Annotated in this window: 13 protein-coding genes; 4 read left to right on the top strand and 9 right to left on the bottom strand. The window is 72.8% G+C overall.

Features of this window, described 5'->3' with window-relative positions; genetic code table 11:
- Window positions 1-78: 78 nt before the first annotated feature.
- Window positions 79-2562, bottom strand: a complete 2484-nt coding sequence (locus tag A6F73_RS11605) for a YfhO family protein (protein WP_063347724.1) — start codon at window positions 2560-2562, stop codon at window positions 79-81.
- 271 nt (window positions 2563-2833) lie between these two features.
- Here A6F73_RS11605 and A6F73_RS11600 point away from each other — a divergent pair, with 271 nt between their 5' ends.
- The 3 genes from A6F73_RS11600 (at window position 2834) to cimA (ending at window position 7213) form a co-directional block, all read left to right on the top strand.
- Window positions 2834-3871 (top strand): 3-isopropylmalate dehydrogenase, encoded by a 1038-nt coding sequence (locus A6F73_RS11600; RefSeq protein WP_063347723.1) that lies wholly within the window; start codon window positions 2834-2836, stop codon window positions 3869-3871.
- A gap of 246 nt (window positions 3872-4117) precedes the next feature.
- A complete protein-coding gene (locus A6F73_RS11595; protein WP_063347722.1) occupies window positions 4118-5230 on the top strand; it encodes a branched-chain amino acid aminotransferase in 1113 nt (370 codons plus the stop codon).
- 378 nt (window positions 5231-5608) lie between these two features.
- Window positions 5609-7213, top strand: coding sequence for a citramalate synthase (gene cimA / locus A6F73_RS11590; protein WP_063347721.1), 1605 nt, complete (start codon window positions 5609-5611; stop codon window positions 7211-7213).
- 103 nt (window positions 7214-7316) lie between these two features.
- Here cimA and A6F73_RS11585 read toward each other — a convergent pair whose 3' ends face one another.
- The 8 genes from A6F73_RS11585 to A6F73_RS43975 all read right to left on the bottom strand — a co-directional run bounded on the left by A6F73_RS11585 (window position 7317) and on the right by A6F73_RS43975 (window position 18341).
- On the bottom strand, window positions 7317-7901 hold the full coding sequence (locus A6F73_RS11585) for an ATP/GTP-binding protein (protein ID WP_063347719.1): 585 nt from the start codon (window positions 7899-7901) through the stop codon (window positions 7317-7319).
- Window positions 7882-8565: a DUF742 domain-containing protein gene (locus A6F73_RS39275; RefSeq protein WP_079135609.1), complete on the bottom strand. Its 684-nt coding sequence runs from the start codon at window positions 8563-8565 to the stop codon at window positions 7882-7884. The genes A6F73_RS11585 and A6F73_RS39275 overlap by 20 nt, the downstream gene beginning before the upstream one ends.
- Before the next feature lie 161 nt (window positions 8566-8726).
- On the bottom strand, window positions 8727-9140 hold the full coding sequence (locus A6F73_RS11575; protein WP_030057391.1) for a roadblock/LC7 domain-containing protein: 414 nt from the start codon (window positions 9138-9140) through the stop codon (window positions 8727-8729).
- A gap of 10 nt (window positions 9141-9150) precedes the next feature.
- A complete protein-coding gene (locus A6F73_RS43980) occupies window positions 9151-12504 on the bottom strand; it encodes a nitrate- and nitrite sensing domain-containing protein (RefSeq protein WP_063347720.1) in 3354 nt (1117 codons plus the stop codon).
- Between the two features lie 393 nt (window positions 12505-12897).
- Window positions 12898-13482 (bottom strand): ATP/GTP-binding protein, encoded by a 585-nt coding sequence (locus tag A6F73_RS11565; protein ID WP_063347719.1) that lies wholly within the window; start codon window positions 13480-13482, stop codon window positions 12898-12900.
- A complete protein-coding gene (locus tag A6F73_RS11560) occupies window positions 13463-13888 on the bottom strand; it encodes a DUF742 domain-containing protein (RefSeq protein WP_063347718.1) in 426 nt (141 codons plus the stop codon). Before A6F73_RS11560 ends, A6F73_RS11565 begins: the two co-directional genes overlap by 20 nt.
- 165 nt (window positions 13889-14053) lie before the next feature.
- A complete protein-coding gene (locus A6F73_RS11555; protein ID WP_030057391.1) occupies window positions 14054-14467 on the bottom strand; it encodes a roadblock/LC7 domain-containing protein in 414 nt (137 codons plus the stop codon).
- A gap of 10 nt (window positions 14468-14477) precedes the next feature.
- The gene (locus A6F73_RS43975) at window positions 14478-18341 is read right to left on the bottom strand and encodes a nitrate- and nitrite sensing domain-containing protein (protein WP_063347717.1); all 3864 of its coding nucleotides are present in this window, start codon (window positions 18339-18341) and stop codon (window positions 14478-14480) included.
- Window positions 18342-18931: 590 nt separating this feature from the next.
- Between A6F73_RS43975 and A6F73_RS11545 the strand changes: the two genes are divergently transcribed.
- Entirely contained in the window at window positions 18932-19204 is a 273-nt protein-coding gene (locus A6F73_RS11545; protein ID WP_347878533.1) for a hypothetical protein, read from the top strand.
- The last annotated feature ends 230 nt before the right edge of the window (window positions 19205-19434 follow it).

The raw sequence follows: 19434 nt of genomic DNA, 5'->3' as shown, positions 1-19434 counted from the left end.
GCCTCGGTGGCGGGGGCCCACTTGCGGTGCCACCGGCGGTCGGCCGTGCCCGGCTCGGCCGCCTCAGGCCCGGCCGCCTCAGCCTCGGTCGGCGGCCTGGGCGGCGAGCCGGCGGGTGCGGCGGGGGGCGCGGGTCGGGCGGCGGGAGAAGCGGGTGAAGACGGCGACCAGGGCGAGGGCGGCGGCGGTGGCGGAGCTGACGGTGAGGCCCTCGGTGAGACCGGGCGGGCGGAAGGAGCAGGCGATGCGGTCGGCGCCGGCGCCGAGCGGTACGCCGATCATGCCCAGGACGGGCGTCGGCGGGACGTACCGGCCGCCGCCCGCCGCGCAGGTCCAGCCCTCGGCGGCCGGGACGGACAGCAGCGCGGTGCCGGTGGAGCCGACCGGGAGGGTCGCGGCGAGGGTGTGCCCGCCGGCCGTCACGCCGGTCGCGCCGGTGGCGGTGAGACGGGCGACGGCGGCGTCCAGGGCGCCGGGCCGCAGACAGCCGATCGGACGGGCCGGGACCTGGCCGACCGTGTCGGAGCGCAGGATCACCCGGACCGTCCCGTCGGCGGGGACCGGCCCCAGCCGGTGGATCGCGACGGCCGTGGTGGGCTGTTCGCCGTCGCTGCGGTAGGTGGTGCCGAGGCCGCTGACCGTGCCCCGGTACCAGACGCCGTGGAAGTAGGCCGTGCCGCCGGGGGTGCAGGCCGCGGTGAGGACGGTGCCCTCGGCGCCGCCGGGCAGCGACCAGCCGCTGGTGCCGTGCAGGGTGGGCGCCGGGCCGCCGGCCGGGACGGGCAGCGGGGCCTCGTACACCCGGCTGCCGAGCAGTGACTCCTGCCGGGACCAGACCGAGGAGGTGTCCGGCCGGGCGCCGGGCGGCAGCACGGTGACCAGCGGCGGTGCGGCGGCCCGTCCGGGGGTGAAGCCGGCCGGGGGCGGCCCGTCGTCGAGGTGGGCGCGGACGGCGAACAGGGCCTGCCCGACCGGGTCGGTGACGCTGGCGGTCTGCCGCCCGCCCGCCGTCCAGCCCGCGCCGAGGTCGTGCAGCAGCAGGGCGGCGACGGTCGGCAGGTAGCCGCTGAAGTAGCCGCCGCCCTGGCCGTCGAGCAGCAGCGGATCGTTGGTGGTGAAGGCGTGCGGGCCGGGGTCGCTGCGGCCCCGGGGCCAGTCGGCGCCGTCGCGCACCGCCGCGTACCCGGCCCGGACGGCGGCGGGGGAGGCGGGGTCGGCCGGGGCGGCGGCGAGCGCCGCGTACCCGGACCAGACGGCGTTGCCGAGCACCACACCGGCCAGCACCCAGGTCGCCAGGGCGGTGGCCCGGCGGTCGGTGTGCCGGTGGTCGAGGGTCCAGAGCGCGGCGAGCAGGACGACCCCGCCGACGGCCAACAGCGTCCAGGTGGAGGCGCGGACCGAGTGCCGGCCCGCCGCCAGCGCGGCGATCACCGCGACCACGGCGGCGCCGCCCAGCAGGGTCAGCCGGTCCGGCCGGTGCGCCAGCGACACCCAGCCCGCCAGCACCAGCAGGCCGCTGAGCACGAACGCGACCCGGTACGGCCCGCCGGCCGGGATCGCCAGACCGTGCCAGACCAGCACGGTCGGGGTCCAGACGAAGCTGAGCACCACCAGCACCAGCGCCCCGCACCAGACCGCCCGCTCCCGTACCCGCACCCGCCGGTTGAACGGCAGCCCGCACACCAGCAGCAGCCCCAGCAGGCCGATCGCGACGTCCGGCAGCGGCCGCCCGCCATGGGTGGCGGGCAGCAACTGCGCGAGGTGCCCGCCGAACCCGGACGGGCCGAGCGGCTGCACCGGGGACTCCGGCTGGGCGCCGTGCGCGGCCCGGACGGCGACGAACAGCACGGGCGAGGCGAGCAGGACACCGGTGGTGGCCATGGTGAAGGCCCGCCCGGTGACCCGGACCCGGTGGCGCACCGGCCGCGGGGTGGCGAACAGGCGGACGGCCAGCAGCAGCCCGGCCATCAGGGTGGCCAGCGCGGCGGTGTACAGGTTGCCGGCCCAGGCGAGGGTGACGCACAGCGAGCCGGCCACCCAGCGCCGCTCGCGCAGGCACCAGTCGGCGGCCAGGCCGAGCAGCGGCAGCGAGACCAGGCCCCAGAGCCACATCGGCGCCGCCCCGCCGACGTCGAGCACCCAGGCGCAGAGCCCGTACCCGACGGCGGCGAGCGCCCGCAGCCAGTGCGGGCCGGCGTGCAGCCGGCCGAGCAGGTGGGCCATCAGGGCGGTGCCGAGGCCGATGGTGGCGAGGGTGACCAGGAGCAGCGCGAGCCGGCCCTGGTCGCGGGGGAGGAGGGCGGTCGGCCAGGAGAACGGGTTCATCAGGTAGGCGAAGAAGTCGGCGAGGAACGGGACGCCGTAGCCGCTGTTCCAGTTGAACAGGAGGTCCCCGGCGGCCCGCCCGTGCAGCAGGTCCCACAGGTGGGCGTGGTACGGCAGGGCGGCCTCGCCCGCCCCCGTCGGCCACACCCCGCGCAGCCCCACCGCGAGCGCGTACCCGCCCACCGCCAGCCCGGCCGCACTCCCGCAGACCAGCACCTCCCGCCGCCGCACGCCCATCTGCTGCTCGACCCCGTTTCCGCGAGGGATTGCCGGACCCCGCCACCCTAGGTCCTGTCCGGCCGATCTTGCCGGGCCCGCGACACGCCCCCAGCCTGGCGGCCGGGAGGTACCCCCAGGCATCCCACCTGGACGCACGCCCGAATCGCCCAAGTACGTCCAGTACGAGGGCGACCCGGGCGCACGCCCCGTCGAGATCGACCTGACCTGACCCCGTCCGGATGGTGGACGCCGGGTGTCAACCCCTGGGACACCGGAGTAGGGTCCGAGCATGTCTCGCACGATTCGTCTCGCAGTTGTCCCGGGTGACGGCATCGGCCAGGAAGTGGTGGCCGAAGGTCTCAAGGTCCTGGGTGCCGTGCTTCCCGCCGAGGTGAAGCTGGAGACCACCGAGTACGACCTCGGCGCCCGGCGCTACCACCGGACCGGGGAGACCCTGCCGGACAGCGTGCTGGCCGAGCTGAAGTCGCACGACGCGATCCTGCTGGGCGCCATCGGCGACCCGAGCGTGCCGTCGGGCGTGCTGGAGCGGGGGCTGCTGCTGAAGCTGCGGTTCGCCTTCGACCACCACATCAACCTGCGTCCGGGCCGCCTGTTCCCCGGGGTGAAGTCCCCGCTGGCCGGTGAGCCGACCATCGACTTCGTGGTGGTCCGCGAGGGCACCGAGGGCCCGTACGTCGGCAACGGCGGCTCGCTGCGCACCGGGACGCCGCAGGAGGTGGCCACCGAGGTCAGCCTGAACACCGCGTTCGGCATCGAGCGCGTGGTGCGCGACGCCTACCGCCGGGCCCAGGCGCGTCCGCGCAAGAAGCTGACGCTGGTGCACAAGAACAACGTGCTGGTGCACGCCGGGCACCTGTGGTCGCGGATCTTCGCGGAGGTCGGCCGGGAGTTCCCGGAGGTGACCACCGACTACCTGCACGTCGACGCGGCGACGATCTTCTTCGTCACCCAGCCGGAGCGCTTCGACGTCATCGTCACCGACAACCTGTTCGGCGACATCCTGACCGACCTGGCCGCCGCCGTCACTGGCGGGATCGGCCTGGCCGCGAGCGGCAACATCAACCCGGGCGGCGAGTTCCCGTCGATGTTCGAGCCGGTGCACGGTTCGGCGCCGGACATCGCGGGCCAGGGCAAGGCCGACCCGACGGCCACCGTGCTGTCGGTCGCCATGCTGCTGGAGCACCTGGGCTTCGCCGCCGAGGCCGCCCGGGTGGAGGCCGCCGTCGCGGCGGACCTGGCCGAGCGCACCGGCACCCGCAGCACCTCCGCGGTCGGCGACGCGCTGGTCACCCGAGTAGCCGGCTGACGGGCCGGATCCGCTTGACGGACTCCGGCCCACGGGCCGGGGCCGACAACGGTCGCGGCCCGGCGGGCCGCACCACATAACCGCAGCTTGCAGCTCCCCAAGGAGCGGGCAGCTGTTCGGCACGGCCCTCTGGATGCGAGTATCGACAGTGGGTCGTGCCGTTGTGCGTTCGTTCCGGTGCTGGTTGGCCGCGGCGGGCACCCGGCGGTGGCGGCCCGGACCTACCCCACGGTGAAGGAAACAGCCATGAGCACGCCCACCCAGGCGCCCATCACGTTCGACCTCAAGCCTTCCGCCCACCCGCTGCCCACCGCGGAGCGCGAGGCCCGGCTGATCAACCCCGGCTTCGGCCGGGTCTTCACCGACCACATGGTCACCATCCGTTGGACCGAGGGCGTGGGCTGGCACGACGCCCAGCTGGCGCCGTACGCGCCGCTGGAGGTCGACCCGGCGAACATGACCCTGCACTACGGCCAGTCGATCTTCGAGGGCCTCAAGGCCTACCGCCAGGCCGACGGATCCATCGCGACCTTCCGTCCGGAGGCCAACGCGGCCCGCTTCCAGGCCTCGGCCCGTCGGCTGGCGATGCCGGAGCTGCCGGTGGAGACCTTCGTCGAGGCCGTCGAGCTGCTGGTCCAGCAGGACCAGGGGTGGGTGCCGAACGAGCCCGAGCAGAGCCTGTACCTGCGTCCGTTCATGTTCGCCACCGAGGTCGGTCTGGGTGTCCGCCCGGCCAACTCCTATCTGTTCATGATCATCGCCTCGCCGGCCGGCGCCTACTTCCCGGGCGGCGTCAAGCCGGTCTCGGTGTGGCTGTCCAAGGAGTACGTCCGGGCCGCTCCCGGCGGCACCGGCGCCGCCAAGTGCGCCGGCAACTACGCCGCTTCGCTGATCGCCCAGGCCCAGGCCGCCGAGAAGGGTTGCGACCAGGTCGTCTGGCTCGACGCCGCCGAGCACCGGTGGATCGAGGAGATGGGCGGCATGAACCTGTACTTCGTCTTCGGCGAGGGCAAGGACGCGAAGATCGTCACCCCCGAGCTGTCCGGCGCCCTGCTGCCCGGCATCACCCGCGACTCGCTGCTCCAGCTCGCCGCCGACCTCGGCTACGCCGTCGAGGAGCGGAAGATCTCCACCGACGAGTGGCAGCAGGCCAACGCGGACGGCACCCTCACCGAGGTGTTCGCCTGCGGCACCGCCGCGGTCATCACCCCGGTCGGCTCGGTCAAGTCGGCCGCCGCCGACTGGACGGTCGGCGCCGGCGAGCCCGGCCCGACCACCATGGAGCTGCGCCGGGCCCTGCTGGCCATCCAGGGCGGCCAGACCCCCGACACCCACGGCTGGCTGCACAAGATCGTCTGAGGCGGCACCCGCTCCGGCCTGCCCTGTTCCGCATCGCGAGACGGGCGGGCCGGATGCCGGGACGTGTGCCAGACTGCGAGCGTGTCCTCGCTGTCGCTGATGATTAGCAGCAGGCGCGCCGGTCCGCAGTGACCGCTCCCGCAGGACCCGATGCGGAGCGACCACCAGCGTCCAGACCCGCGCGCAGACCTCTCGCACCCGCGAGGGGTTTTTTCGTTTTTCGGGCACCGCCCCGATGAACACAGCCTCCGGACCGGCCGAGAGCCCCCACAAGGGGCTCGGGGACACCGGAGCCGCGCGCGGGATGCTGGACAGTGGAGCCGGGACTCGCAATCCGGCAGAGCAGTACGAACCTCCCCGAACGGAGAACCAGGGGTCATGACCGAGGTCAGCCGTACCGACGACAGTTTCCACGTGTTCGACACCACCCTGCGCGACGGTGCGCAGCGGGAGGGCATCAACCTGACGGTGGCGGACAAGCTGGCCATCGCGCGGTACCTGGACGAGTTCGGGGTGGGCTTCATCGAGGGCGGCTGGCCGGGGGCCAACCCGCGCGACACCGAGTTCTTCGCCCGGGCCGCCGCCGAACTGGACCTCCGGCACGCCCGGCTGGTCGCCTTCGGCGCCACCCGCCGGGCCGGCGGCAAGGCCGCGGAGGACCCGCAGCTGGCCGCGCTGGTCGCCTCGGGCGCCCCGGTCGTCACCCTCGTCGCCAAGGCGCACGACCGGCACGTGGAGCTGGCGCTGCGCACCACCCTCGACGAGAACCTGGAGATGGTCCGGGACAGCGTCGAGTTCCTGCGCGCGCAGGGACGGCGGGTGTTCATCGACTGCGAGCACTTCTTCGACGGCTACCGGGCGAACCGCGAGTACGCGCTGGCCGTGGTCCGCACCGCGCACCAGGCGGGCGCGGACGTGGTGGTGCTGTGCGACACCAACGGCGGGATGCTGCCGGCCGGCGTGCGGGAGACCGTCGCCGACGTCCTCGCCGTCACCGGTGCCCGGCTGGGCATCCACGCCCAGGACGACACCGGCTGCGCGGTGGCCAACACGCTGGCCGCGGTGGACGCCGGCGCCACCCACGTCCAGTGCACCGCCAACGGCTACGGCGAGCGGGTCGGCAACGCCAACCTGTTCCCGGTGGTCGGCGCGCTGGAGATCAAGTACGACCGGCGGGTGCTCCCCGAGGGGCGGCTCGCCGAGATGACCAGGCTGTCGCACGCGATCGCCGAGGTGGTCAACCTGACCCCCTCCACCCACCAGCCGTACGTCGGCTACTCGGCCTTCGCGCACAAGGCGGGCCTGCACGCCTCCGCGATCAAGGTCGACCCTGACCTGTACCAGCACATCGACCCGGAGCGGGTCGGCAACACCATGCGGATGCTGGTCTCCGACATGGCGGGCCGCGCCTCGGTCGAGCTCAAGGGCAAGGAGCTCGGCTACGACCTGTCCAGCGACCGGGACCTGGCCGGCCGGGTGGTGGCCAAGGTGAAGGAGCAGGAGAACCTCGGCTACACCTATGAGTCCGCCGACGCCTCCTTCGAGCTGCTGCTGCGCGACGAGGTGCGCGGCGGCCGGGAGCGCTTCTACACCCTGGAGTCCTGGCGGACCATCAGCGAGCAGGGCCCGAACGGCTTCACCGGCAACGAGGCGACGGTGAAGCTGTGGGCGAAGGGGGAGCGCCGGGTCGCCACCGGCGAGGGCAACGGCCCGGTGAACGCGCTGGACCAGGCGCTGCGCACCGCGCTGGAGGGGATCTACCCGCCGCTGGCCCGGTTCGAGCTGGTGGACTACAAGGTCCGCATCCTGGAGGGCCAGCACGGCACCGGCTCCAAGACCCGGGTGCTGATCGAGTCCACCGACGGCACGTCCACCTGGTCGACCGTCGGGGTGGCCGACAACGTGGTGGCCGCCTCCTGGCTGGCGTTGGAGGACGCCTACACCTACGGGCTGATCCGGGCCGGCCTGGAGCCCACCGACTAGACCGCCGAGTAGCTCACCGGGCAGCCCGCCGGGCGACCCGCCGCGGCCGCGGCCCGCAGACCTCCGAACGAAGGTCCGTGGGCCGCGGCCGCGGCCGTGTCCGTCATCGGAGTCGGGCGAGGAGGGCGTGTTCGACGAGGGTGATGAGGGCGCTTTTGGCGCTGTCGCGGCGGCGGGCGTCGAGGGTGACGACGGGGGTTTCGGCGCTGAGCTGGAGTGCTTCGCGGACCTCGTCGGCGGTGTGGGGCTGGTGTCCGTCGAAGCCGTTGAGGGCGACGACGAAGGGGAGTCCGCTGTTCTCGAAGTAGTCGAGGGCGGGGAAGCAGTCGGCGAGGCGGCGGGTGTCGACGAGGACGACGGCGCCGATGGCGCCGCGGACGAGGTCGTCCCACATGAACCAGAAGCGGTCCTGTCCGGGGGTGCCGAAGAGGTAGAGGATGAGGTCTTCGTCGAGGGTGATGCGGCCGAAGTCCATGGCGACGGTGGTGGTGGTCTTGCCGGAGACGTGGCTGAGGTCGTCGATGCCGGCGGAGGCCGAGGTCATGACGGCTTCGGTGCGCAGGGGGTTGATCTCGGAGACGGCGCCGACGAGCGTGGTCTTGCCGACGCCGAAGCCGCCCGCGACGACGATCTTCGCGGAGGTGGTGGCGCGGGTGGGGGCGGCCGCGTTAGAGCTTGCGAAGTCCACTGAGGACCCTTTCGAGCAGCGTGACGTCGGGCTGGTTTCCGGATTCGCCGCCGGAAGCGGGCTGGTGGATGGCGACGAGGCCGGCCTCGGCCAGGTCGGCCACGAGGATGCGGGCCACTCCCAGGGGAAGGGAGAGCAGCGCCGACACCTCCGCGACGGATTTGACCTCCCTGCACAGGGTGCAGATCCGCTGGTGCTCGGGGAGCAGGGTGGCCAGGCGCTGCGGGTCGACGTCGGCGGAGACGAGGGCCTCCAGCGCGAGTTCGTAGCGCGGCCGGGTGCGTCCACCGGTCATCGCGAACGGCCGGATCAGCGGGCCGGAGTCGGGCTCGTCCTCGAACTCCTCGACGTGCCCGGGCTCGTGGGCCGGCCGGTGGTCGGGGGCGGGCGCCGGGTAGCCGGGCGGCGGCGTGTCGAAGGCGGGCTGCGGCTGTCGGTACTGGCCGGGCGGGCCCTGCCGGTCGTACTGCTCCTGCTGCGGCTGCCCGTACGGGTGCTGGGGCTGCCCGTACTGGTGCTGGCCGTACTGCTGTCCGTGCTGCTGGCCGTGCTGAGGCTGGCCGTACTGCTGACCGTGGCCGACGCCGGGTGCTCCGAAGGCGTCATGGCCTGTGCCAGGGTACGGAACGCCGTACTGGCCGCTGCGGTCGTCGGGCGGTGTCACGGTTCCTCTCCTCACAGGGTGCGGCGGTGCGGTGCGAGCTTCGGCGCAGGTCCGGAGCCGGTGGTGCGAAGGCCGTACAACGTCCGAACCCGAGCCCGCCGAAGCGGGCCCGGGAAGGACGCGGAGGTACTTCGAATACCTGGACGGTATCCGACGGACCGTCAGTGCAGGAGACTGCCCTGGAGTTCCGCGCGGAGTGCGGGGGTGAGGACGGCGCCGGCGCGGTCGACGAGGAGGGCCATCTCGTAGCCGACGAGGCCGATGTCGGAGTCGGGGGAGGCGAGTACGGCGAGGGCGGAGCCGTCGCTGACGGCCATGAGGAAGAGGAAGCCTCGTTCCATCTCGACGACGGTCTGGTTGACCTCGCCTCCTTCGAAGATCCGGCTGGCGCCGGAGGTGAGGGAGGTGAGGCCGGAGGCGACGGCTGCGAGCTGGTCGGCGCGGTCGCGGGGGAAGCCCTCGGACATGCACAGCAGGAGGCCGTCGGCGGAGACCACCACGGTGTGGGACACCCCGGGGGTGTTGTCCACGAAATTGGTGATCAGCCAGTTCAGGTTCTGTGCGGCCTGGCTCATCTGAGTCAACTCAACGCTCCTGGTGGTTCGAGCCGCCGAAGAGATCGGTGCTTCGGTTCTGTCCGTTGCCGGACGGGTCTACCTGATCGGGGTCGATCCGGAAGCTTCCGGTGTTACCGGCACTGCGGCCCTGCTCCACGCCGCGGCGCAGGTTGGTGAGCCGACCGCGGACCTCCTCGGGGCTGCGGGAGACCTGCGGCCCTTCCTGCGGAGTGGGCTTGGCGTTTCCGGCCACCAGGTTCTGCTTGGGCACGCGCCGCGGCAGGCCTGCCCCGGTGGTGCCGCCGGAGGCGGGCTCGCGGGTCTGCTCGGCCTGCTGCCAGGCGCCGTCGTTGGGCGACTGCCAGGGCGAGTTGGTCGGGCCGGTCGGGCCGTAGCCGCCCAGCGCCGACACGTCGTGGCCGCGCGGCTCGTCGACCGCCGAGGTGTCCTTGGCGCCGGCGAACCAGTTCGGGGTCTCGCCGCCGGAGCCGCCGCCCGCCGGAGCGGTCGGGGCACCGAAGCCGCCACCCGCCAGCTGCTGGCCGGGGCGGCGCTGCGGCAGCCCGGACGGCAGGGTGGGGGTGGGCTCGGCGGCGGGCAGTGCGGGCGGCTCCGGGGCGTACGGGTGGCCGGCCGGGGCCTCCTCGGCCTGCTGGCCGTACTGGTCGGCGTAGCCGTCCTGGTAGCCCTGGTAGCCGTCGCCCTGGTAGTCCTGGCGGCCGTACTGGTCGTCGGCGTAGCCGGACTGGTCGTAGCCCTGCTGCGGGTACTGGCCGTACTGGTCCTGGCCGTACTCGTCCTGCTGGTAGCCGTCCTGGGCGTAGCCGTACTGGTCGTCGGCGTAGCCGGACTGCTGCTCGTAGCCCTGGGGGGCGTACTGGTCGTAGCCCTGCTGGTACTCCTCCTCGACCTCGGCGTCCAGCACCGGCGGCTCGCCGTCGTGCGGGCCGCTCTCCAGGGCCGCGCGGCGGACCTGGTCGAGGCGCTGCGAGCGCTGGACGGCCTCCAGGGCCGGGCTGAAGCCGCTGGATCCGGCGTTGCCGGTGCCGGTGAGGTGGTCGTCGAAGCCCAGCTCGGCGGCGCTGCGCGGCTGGCCGTTGGGCGCCCACTGGGAGGTCGGCTCCTGCTCGGCGAAGATCCGGGAGACGGTGAACTGCTCCTCGGGCTCCGGCGCGGCGCCCGACCGGGTGATGAACGGCGGGATCATGACCAGCGAGGTGGTGCCGGCGGATTCGCCGGACGGGCGGAGCTGGACGCGGACGTCGTGCCGCTGGGACAGCCGGCCGACCACGAACAGGCCCATGCGGCGGGAGATGGTGGCGTCGACGGTGGGCGGCTCGGCCAGCTTCTCGTTGATCTCGGCGAAGTCGTCGGCGGTGAGGCCGATGCCCTTGTCGTGGATCTCGACCAGCACCCGGCCGTCCGGCAGGCGGGTCGCGTTGACCAGGACCCGGGTCTGCGGGCTGGAGAACGAGGTGGCGTTCTCCAGCAGCTCGGCGAGCAGGTGGACGAGGTCGGTCACGGCGGCGCCGACGACCTCGACCTCCGGGATGCCGGACAGCTCGACGCGCTCGTACTGCTCCACCTCGGAGGAGGCGGCGCGGAGCACGTCGACCAGCGGGACCGGGGTGTTCCAGCGGCGGCCGGCCTCCTCGCCCGCGAGGACGAGCAGGTTCTCACCGTTGCGGCGCATGCGGGTGGCGAGGTGGTCCAGTTTGAAGAGGTTCTCCAGCTGGTCCGGGTCGGCCTCGTTGTTCTCCAGGTCGGTGATCAGCGCCAGCTGGCGCTGGATCAGGCCCTGGCTGCGACGCGACAGGTTGGTGAAGATCGCGTTGACGTTCCCTCGCAGCAGGGCCTGCTCGGCGGCGAGCGCCACGGCCTGCTGGTGGACCTGGTCGAACGCCCGGGCGACCTCGCCGATCTCGTCCTTGCCGTGCAGCGGGATCGGGGTGACGGAGGTGTCGACCCGGTCGGGGTCGGTCTTGGAGAGCTTCTCGACCAGATCCGGCAGGCGGTGGTCGGCGATCTCCAGGGCGGCGCTGCGCAGGGTGCGCATGCCGAGGATCATCGAGCGGGCGACGTAGCCGGTGAGCAGGCCGGCCAGGATGAGCGCCGCGACGACGATGATCGTGTTGAGGATGGCGTCGTAGAGCGCGTTGTCCTTGAGGCCGCGGGAGTCCGTGAGGACGTCGTCCAGCAGCTGGACCTCGGTGTCGCGCAGGGCCTGGATGTGGGTGTTGGCGGCCTGGTTCCAGTTCTCCGGGGTGAGACCGGAGTCCTTGGCCTCCTTGTAGGCCTGGTCGGCGGCGGCCTTGCCCTTGCTCTGGCCCTCGGCGGCGGCCTGGCTGTAGGCGGCGCCGAGGGAGAGCAGGGTCTGCATGGACGGCGCGGTGCCGTTCGGCATCTTGTAGGCCGAGCGCTCCTGCGCGGCGGCCTGGACGACCTGCGCGTTGGCGTACTTGCGGGCGTCCTCGGGGGCGCTGCCGGTGTTGAACTCGGTCAGCGAGACCTGCTCCAGCCGCTCCGCGACCAGGATTTGCTGGATCACGTCGGCGTTCTCGAACCGGGTGGTGGCGTTCTGGGAGATGCCGACCAGCAGGTGCAGCATGAGCGCGCGCTGGGTCGAGGCGGAGGCCTTGGCGAGGGACATCGCGTAGATCGCGCGGCCCTTGCTGGCGGCGTTGCTGGAGCCGATGCCGACCGAGTTGTCGTAGGACAGCAGCGGGGCGAACATCACCGAGTAGGCGTTGACGGTGGCGCCGGCGAACAGCTCGGATCCGTACGCGCTGGACCGCAGGTGCGGCAGGTCGACCACCAGGGCCTGGAAGCCCTCGTGGCGGCGCGGCAGTTCGCCGGACTTGTCGGAGGCCGCGTAGGCCGCCTCGTACGCCTTCAGCGCGGCGTCCGTGTTGGCGCGGATCTTGGCGACCTTGCCGTCCGGGTCCTGCTTGGTGAGCAGGGGTATCAGCGTGGTGTCGCGCTCGATCTCCAGCGCTTCGGCGAGCTCGGTGGCCGCCTTGGCGAGCTCGGCGGTCTTCTCGGCGCGGGAGGCCTTGATGTAGCCGTCGACCGAGGTGTTCACGCGGAGGCCGCCGAAGACGAGGCTGATGATCACGGGGATCAGCAGGATCGCGATCAGACGGGTCGGCACGCGCCAGTTGCGCGGGCGGAGGAAGTCGTACCGCCTGGAGGCCTCGCCGTCCGGACCGCCGCTGCGGGGTTCCGTGGACGCGGCCGGGGGCTGCGGGGCCGGGGAGGCCTGGGAGCGCTCCTCGGTGGGGGTGAAAGCGGAGAATCCGGCCGGGTCCGCTGCGGTACCGTTCGGCTCGCTCCGGCGGGGCTCGGAGCGCCGCTGCGGGGCGGGTTGCTGCTTACGCCTCACTCGACAACTACCTCTCGGCCGACTGTCGGCCATGGATCAATCCAGCGCTACCCCCGGGCCCTGGCCCGTCACCGGTGGGCCGGCGCGAGGGTTTCAGGGGTAGCTGGAATTTCAGCACGTGCAGGGATGGGGGACAAACAGCCGCAGGATGGCCCCCGCGTCGGCGCAATAGGGACATTCACCGACATGACGGAGTAAAACCGTGGTCTTCTGGCGCTGAGTGGCGCTAGTTCACCACGCAGAGTCACTGTTGATCACAAAATGCCTACCGAACTGTTATCCGCTGCTTATACAGCGGGTCTTGCGCGATGCCCCTGGAGGACATCGGCCGGTAGCGGCTCCGCCCCGGGGGCCGTCACGCCGACGGCCCCCGGGGTCCGGATGTCCGGCCCGTCATCGGAGTCGGGCGAGGAGGGCGTGTTCGACGAGGGTGATGAGGGCGCTTTTGGCGCTGTCGCGGCGGCGGGCGTCGAGGGTGACGACGGGGGTTTCGGCGCTGAGTTGGAGTGCTTCGCGGACCTCGTCGGCGGTGTGGGGCTGGTGTCCGTCGAAGCCGTTGAGGGCGACGACGAAGGGGAGTCCGCTGTTCTCGAAGTAGTCGAGGGCGGGGAAGCAGTCGGCGAGGCGGCGGGTGTCGACGAGGACGACGGCGCCGATGGCGCCGCGGACGAGGTCGTCCCACATGAACCAGAAGCGGTCCTGTCCGGGGGTGCCGAAGAGGTAGAGGATGAGGTCTTCGTCGAGGGTGATGCGGCCGAAGTCCATGGCGACGGTGGTGGTGGTCTTGCCGGAGACGTGGCTGAGGTCGTCGATGCCGGCGGAGGCCGAGGTCATGACGGCTTCGGTGCGCAGGGGGTTGATCTCGGAGACGGCGCCGACGAGCGTGGTCTTGCCGACGCCGAAGCCGCCCGCGACGACGATCTTCGCGGAGGTGGTGGCGCGGGTGGGGGCGGCCGCGTTAGAGCTTGCGAAGTCCACTGAGGACCCTTTCGAGCAGCGTGACATCGGGCGTTCCGCCCGACTCGCCCGCGGCGGCGGGCTGGTGGATGGCGACGAGGCCGGCCTCGGCCAGGTCGGCCACGAGGATGCGGGCCACACCGAGCGGGACACCGGCCAGTGCGGAGATCTCCGCGATGGACTTGACCTCACGGCAGAGGTTCACGATCCGGGCGTGCTCGGGCAGCAGGCCGCCGGTCCGTTCGGCGTTGCCGGTGGTCGAGATCAGGGCCTCGATGGCGAGCTGGTACCGGGGCCGGGTGCGGCCACCGGTCATCGCGTACGGGCGGACCAGCGGCTGCTGCTCGTAGCCGTCGGACTGCTGCCCGCCGTAGCCGCTGCCGTACCCGTTGCCGTACGAGCCGGCGGGTGTCGAGGGCGGGGTCATGGGTCCTCCTTGTGCTGCAGCCTTGGGCAGCCGGTTCCAGCTGGGGCGGTGCCAGCTGAGGCGGGATCAGCTGCCTGAGGGTAGCTGAGGGTGAGACGCCGGGGCCGGTCGGGTCGGACCCGGCGGGGGAGGTGGGACGGTGGACGGATCCCGCTCGGACTCCGGTCAGTGCAGGAGACTGCCCTGGAGTTCCGCGCGGAGTGCGGGGGTGAGGACGGCGCCGGCGCGGTCGACGAGGAGGGCCATCTCGTAGCCGACGAGGCCGATGTCGGAGTCGGGGGAGGCGAGTACGGCGAGGGCGGAGCCGTCGCTGACGGCCATGAGGAAGAGGAAGCCTCGTTCCATCTCGACGACGGTCTGGTTGACCTCGCCTCCTTCGAAGATCCGGCTGGCGCCGGAGGTGAGGGAGGTGAGGCCGGAGGCGACGGCTGCGAGCTGGTCGGCGCGGTCGCGGGGGAAGCCCTCGGACATGCACAGCAGGAGGCCGTCGGCGGAGACCACCACGGTGTGGGACACCCCGGGGGTGTTGTCCACGAAATTGGTGATCAGCCAGTTCAGGTTCTGTGCGGCCTGGCTCATCTGATTCAACTCAACGCTCCTGGTGATCTGCGCCGTTGCCGTCGGTCCGGCCACCGAAACTATCGAATCCGGGCTGCTGGGCACCATGCTGGGAGCCCGGCTGGTTGGCCTGTTCGGCCCCGGCCCGGCGGCCCTGCTGGATGCCGCGGCGCAGGTTGGTCAGCCGGCCGCGGACCTCTTCGGGGGCCCGGGAGACCTGCGGACCGGTCAGCGGCGAGGCCTCGGCGGTGCCGGAGACCAGGTTGGCCTGCGGGGTCCGCCGGGGGAGACCGGACATCGTGACGCCGCTGGTCGAGGGCTCGCGGACCTGCTCGGCGCGGCGCCAGCGCTCGTCGTTCGCGGACGGGCGCCAGGGGGCGTCCCCGGTGCCGGGCTGCGGCTGCTGGCCCTGCTGCGGCTGCTGCTGGCCCTGCGGCTGCTGGCCCTGCTGAGGGGCCTGGGGCTGCGGGGCCTGGGGGGCCTGGGCCTGCGCGGCCTGCTGTGGAGCCTGGGGCTGCTGGGCCTGGGCCGGCCGGCCCTGTCGGCGCTGCGGGTCGGACGGCTGGAACTCCGGCGCCGAGGTGCCGGGCCGGCGCGGCTGGTACGTCCGAGGCCGCGCCTCCTGCCCGCCCTCCTGCGGGTACCACGGCTGCTCGGCCGCACCCCCGGACGGGCCGGTCGGCAGGGCCATCGGCTCCGGCCGGGCCTGCTCCTGGCGCACCGGCTCGGGCCGGGCCTGCTCCTGACGGACCGGCTCCGGACGCGCCGGGTTCGGCAGCACCGGCTCCACCAGGCCGAGGCCCAGCGGGTCACGCGGGTCGATCTGGCTGGCCTCGAAGCGCGGCCGGGCGAACTGCTGGGTGCTCTCCATCGACGCCGGCTCGGCCGACGGCAGCGGCTGGGCCTGCTGCTGCGGCGGCAGCTGCGGCTGGCGGTCGCGCTGCGGCGCGTCCGGGCCGGGGCGCTGCGGGCGGCGCTGGCCCTGCGGACCGGGCTGGCCCTGCGGGCCGCCCTGACCGGGGCCGCCCTGGCCCTGCGGGGCCGGCCGGCGCTGCGGCAGGCCCTCCTGCGGGCGGTTGCCCGGGCGGGCGCCCTGCTGCTGCGGAGCGCCGCCCGGCCGACCCGGCCGGCCGTGCTGCGGCTGCTCGCCGGTCCGGGGGCCCGGACCGCCGTCGAACTCGCCACCCGGGCGCGGCCGTTCCTGGCCGGGGCGGCCCTGGGTGGGCTGCTGCTGACCGGGTTGGCCCTGGGTGGGCTGCTGCTGGCCGCGGCGGGGCAGGCCGCCGGGGCCGCCCTGCGCCGGGCCCGGCCGGTTCGGGCCGCGCTGCGGCAGGCCGCCCTGCGGGGACTGCTGGGGCTGCGGGGACTGCTGGGGCTGCGGGGACTGCTGGGTCGGCTTCTGGCCCTGGGGCTGGGGGGCCTGTCGGCCCGGGCCCTGGGGTCCCTGGGGCTGCTGGCCCGGGCCCTGCTGGCCCGGCTGGACGGGGTTCTCGCGCAGCGACTTGCCGACCTGGCGGGTCGGCAGGCCGCCGGCCCGGCCGCCGGGCGCGGCAGGCGCACCCGGTCCGGTCGGAGCACCCGGAGCACCCGGAGCGTTCGGTCCGGTCGGAGTACCGGGGCCGGTCGGGCCGGTCGGGCCGGTCGGAGCGGTCGGGCCGCCCTGGCCGAGCTGCGGGCGGCCGCCCTGCGGGGCGCCGCCGGCCGGGCCCTGGCCGAGCGCGGCCGGGCCGCCCTGGCCGGGCGGCACCTGGCGCTGCTGGCGCGGCGTCGGGGCGACCCCGCGCTGCTGCTTGGCCTGGGCGGGGCCGGGCCGGGCGGGGCCGCGGCGGTCGGCGGAGTTGGTGACGTCGACCGGGAGCATGACCAGCGCGGTGGTGCCGCCGGAGTCGCTGGGGCGCAGCTGGATGCGGATGCCGTGTCGCAGGGACAGGCGGCCGACCACGAAGAGGCCCATGCGGCGGGAGACCGAGACGTCCACCGTCGGCGGGTTGGCGAGGCGCTCGTTGATCTCGGCGAGGTCGTCGGGGCTCAGGCCGATGCCGGTGTCGTGGATCTCGACCAGGACGCGGCCGTCGGGCAGCGCGTGGCCGGTGACCCGGACGCGGGTCTGCGGGCTGGAGAACGAGGTGGCGTTCTCCAGCAGCTCGGCGAGCAGGTGGACGAGGTCGTTGACGACGCGGCCGGCGACCTCGGCCGACGGTACGGCGGCGAGTTCGATGCGCTCGTACTGCTCCACCTCGGAGGCGGCGGCGCGGAGCACGTCGACCAGCGGGACGGGCCTGGTCCAGCGGCGGCCCGGGTCCTCACCGGCGAGGACGAGGAGGTTCTCGCCGTTGCGGCGCATGCGGGTCGCGAGGTGGTCCAGCTTGAAGAGGTTGGCCAGCTGGTCCGGGTCGGCCTCGCGGCTCTCCAGTTCGGAGATGAGCGACAGCTGGCGCTGGATGAGGCCCTGGCTGCGGCGCGAGAGGTTGGTGAACATCGCGTTGATGTTGCCGCGCAGGAGGGCCTGCTCGGCGGCGAGGCGGACGGCCTCGCTGTGCACCATGTCGAAGGCGTGCGCCACGTGGCCGATCTCGTCGGTGGAGTCGACGGCCACCGGTTCGACCGTCGTGTCGACGTCGTGCGGGTCGCTCTCGGAGAGGGTCTTGACCAGCTCGGGCAGGCGGCGCTCGGCGACGTCCTCGGCCGCGGCCTGCAGCCGGGTCAGCGAGCGCACCATCGAGCGGGCGATCAGACCGGCGCCACCGAGGGCGACGAGCAGCACCAGGGCGATGGCGGCACCGATGATGATGGCCTCGGTGTCGGCCTGGGACTGGAGGTCCTGGGCCTTGCCGTCGAGGTCCTCGATGAGCTTGGACTCGATCCGGCGCTCGGCGGTGATCTTGGCGCTGGCCTTCTCGTACCAGTCCTTGTAGGTCACCGGGTCGGTCTGGTGGATACCGCTCGGCTGGAGGATCGAGCGCGCGTACCGGTCGGCGTCGGCGATCACCGAGTTGTAGCTGAGCTGGCCGCGCAGGTTGTCCAGGTCGTGCGCGGTGTAGATGTTGTTGAAGCTGGTGAGCGAGTTGTCGTACGAGGTGCGCAGGCGGATGCCGAAGGACTCGTCGCTGGGGCTGAGGTCGGGGCCCTTGGGGTTGGCGAGTGCGGCGCCGATCAGGGCGCGCTGCTGCGAGGTGGCGTTCTTGGCCAGCGAGAACTGCTGCAGCGAGCGGGTCGCGACGAGCAGGTCCGTGTTGTTCGACGCGAGCGCGATGTCCTGGGTGATGGCCAGCAGGTCGCGGATGATCACGTCGTAGGCGGTGATCGTCGACTGGATGTTCTGGTTGTTCTGGTACGGCGTGTTGCGCGCGTCCGAGATCGAGTTCAGGTCCCTGCGGATCTGGAACAGCAGCGCCTTCCCGCCCGAGAGTTCGAGGTTCTCGAACTTGTCCGAGGACGCGGTGAAGGTGCGGCTCAGGTCGTCGGTGGCCCTGCGGGCGGTGACGATGTCGTCGTCGAGCGGGTCGTTGGGGCGCGCGGTGATGTAGCCGGCGCTGATGTCGCGCTCGGTCTGCAGGGCGTCCGCGAGGTTGGTCGCCTTCTTGGCCAGGTCGGACAGGTTGGCCATCTGGGAGAGCTGCTGCGAGTTCTGCATCGAGGCCTGGATCCGCAGGCCACCGAGGACCAGGGAGACCAGGACGGGCAGGGCGAGCAGGGCGATCAGTCGGGTCCGGATGCGCCAGTTGCGCATCGCGAGCCGGCTCAGACCGGTGGCCCGTCGCCGGGTCAGGGTGGTCCGGAGCTTGTCCCGGGCGGACTTCCGTTCCTGGCCGTCGTCCTCCGGGTGGCCGGGGGCCTCGGGGACCACCGGCTCGGCCGGGCTGCCGGGAGCCGCCGCCTGCTGGGGGGCTGCCACGGGCTCGTGCGACTCCGGGTTACCCGCGCCGCCGCTACCCCTTTTGAAACGTCCCTGCACTGGCGTCGCAACCTCTGGACCGGGCGTCCCGCCGCGTCGCCGCGGACCGGACGGTGTCGAGTTTCCTTCCGCTCCCCGGCTGGTCCGGGTGAGCGCGTCGCCGGGGTGGACTTCTCCCTACCCACGGTCCGTGGCATTCCAGCACAGCCGGGGAATCCCAACAAGGGCCGCCAGGACACGCCGCGCGGCGCTACCGAACGCGTGCGTGACTTCACTGACTGTGTCGTAACAGGACCGGAATACCGCATTTTTCGGACACTCGCCGGATACATGCCAACCCGGCCCGAGATCGAAAAGAGTCACAGACCTTCCGGAATGACCGTTATCGGAGATATGCCGGAAAATACCGTTGCGGCGATATGTCGGATATCTGCAATTCGCTCATGAATTTGTGATCAAAATCACAGTCTAATGTGTAGCTTTGGTCACGGTCCCTGTGGAATGAGATCTCGTAACCTGGCTGTCTCCGGAGCACGGCCCCGATCAGCCTGCCCAGAACCCCTCCGAATCATTCGGAATCAATCAGGCCGGTGACGATCCGCCGCGATCCGACCGGCCGCGACCACGAGGTGCTCTCGATGTCCCAGGCGAAGAAGGCCGCCACCAAGTCCACGCTGCCCTGCCGCTCCACGGCGAACCCGCGCCGGACGACGCTGGCCTCGGTCGCGGACTTCAGCACGATCCCGGGTGCCCGCAAGCCCGAGGACGCCGTCACCTACGGCACCGAACTGCCGGCCAGCACCGCCAATCCGCGCCGCACCCAGCTGATGGTCGCCCCGGCGCCCGTCGTCGTGCAGGACTGACCCGACCCCCGCTCCGACAGGGCGTCGCGGCCGCGCCACCGAGGGCGGCCGCGGCGCCCTGCGGCGTTCCCGGGCGGTCGCCGGGGCTCGCGGCCCGACCGCGCTGAACAGGGGCAAAGCGGTCAGCCGGGGCCCCACGCGATAGCCTGGACGACGATTGACGGGGCCGCGCCCACTGTGGGCGAGGCGCCCACCAGCGCCCGGGCGCGCCCCGGGCGGTCGACGAAGCG

This window comes from Streptomyces sp. MJM8645, assembly GCF_001625365.1.
Lineage (GTDB): Bacteria > Actinomycetota > Actinomycetes > Streptomycetales > Streptomycetaceae > Kitasatospora.
Note: the sequence above shows the minus strand (reverse complement) of the source record. Positions and strands in the feature narration are given on the sequence as shown.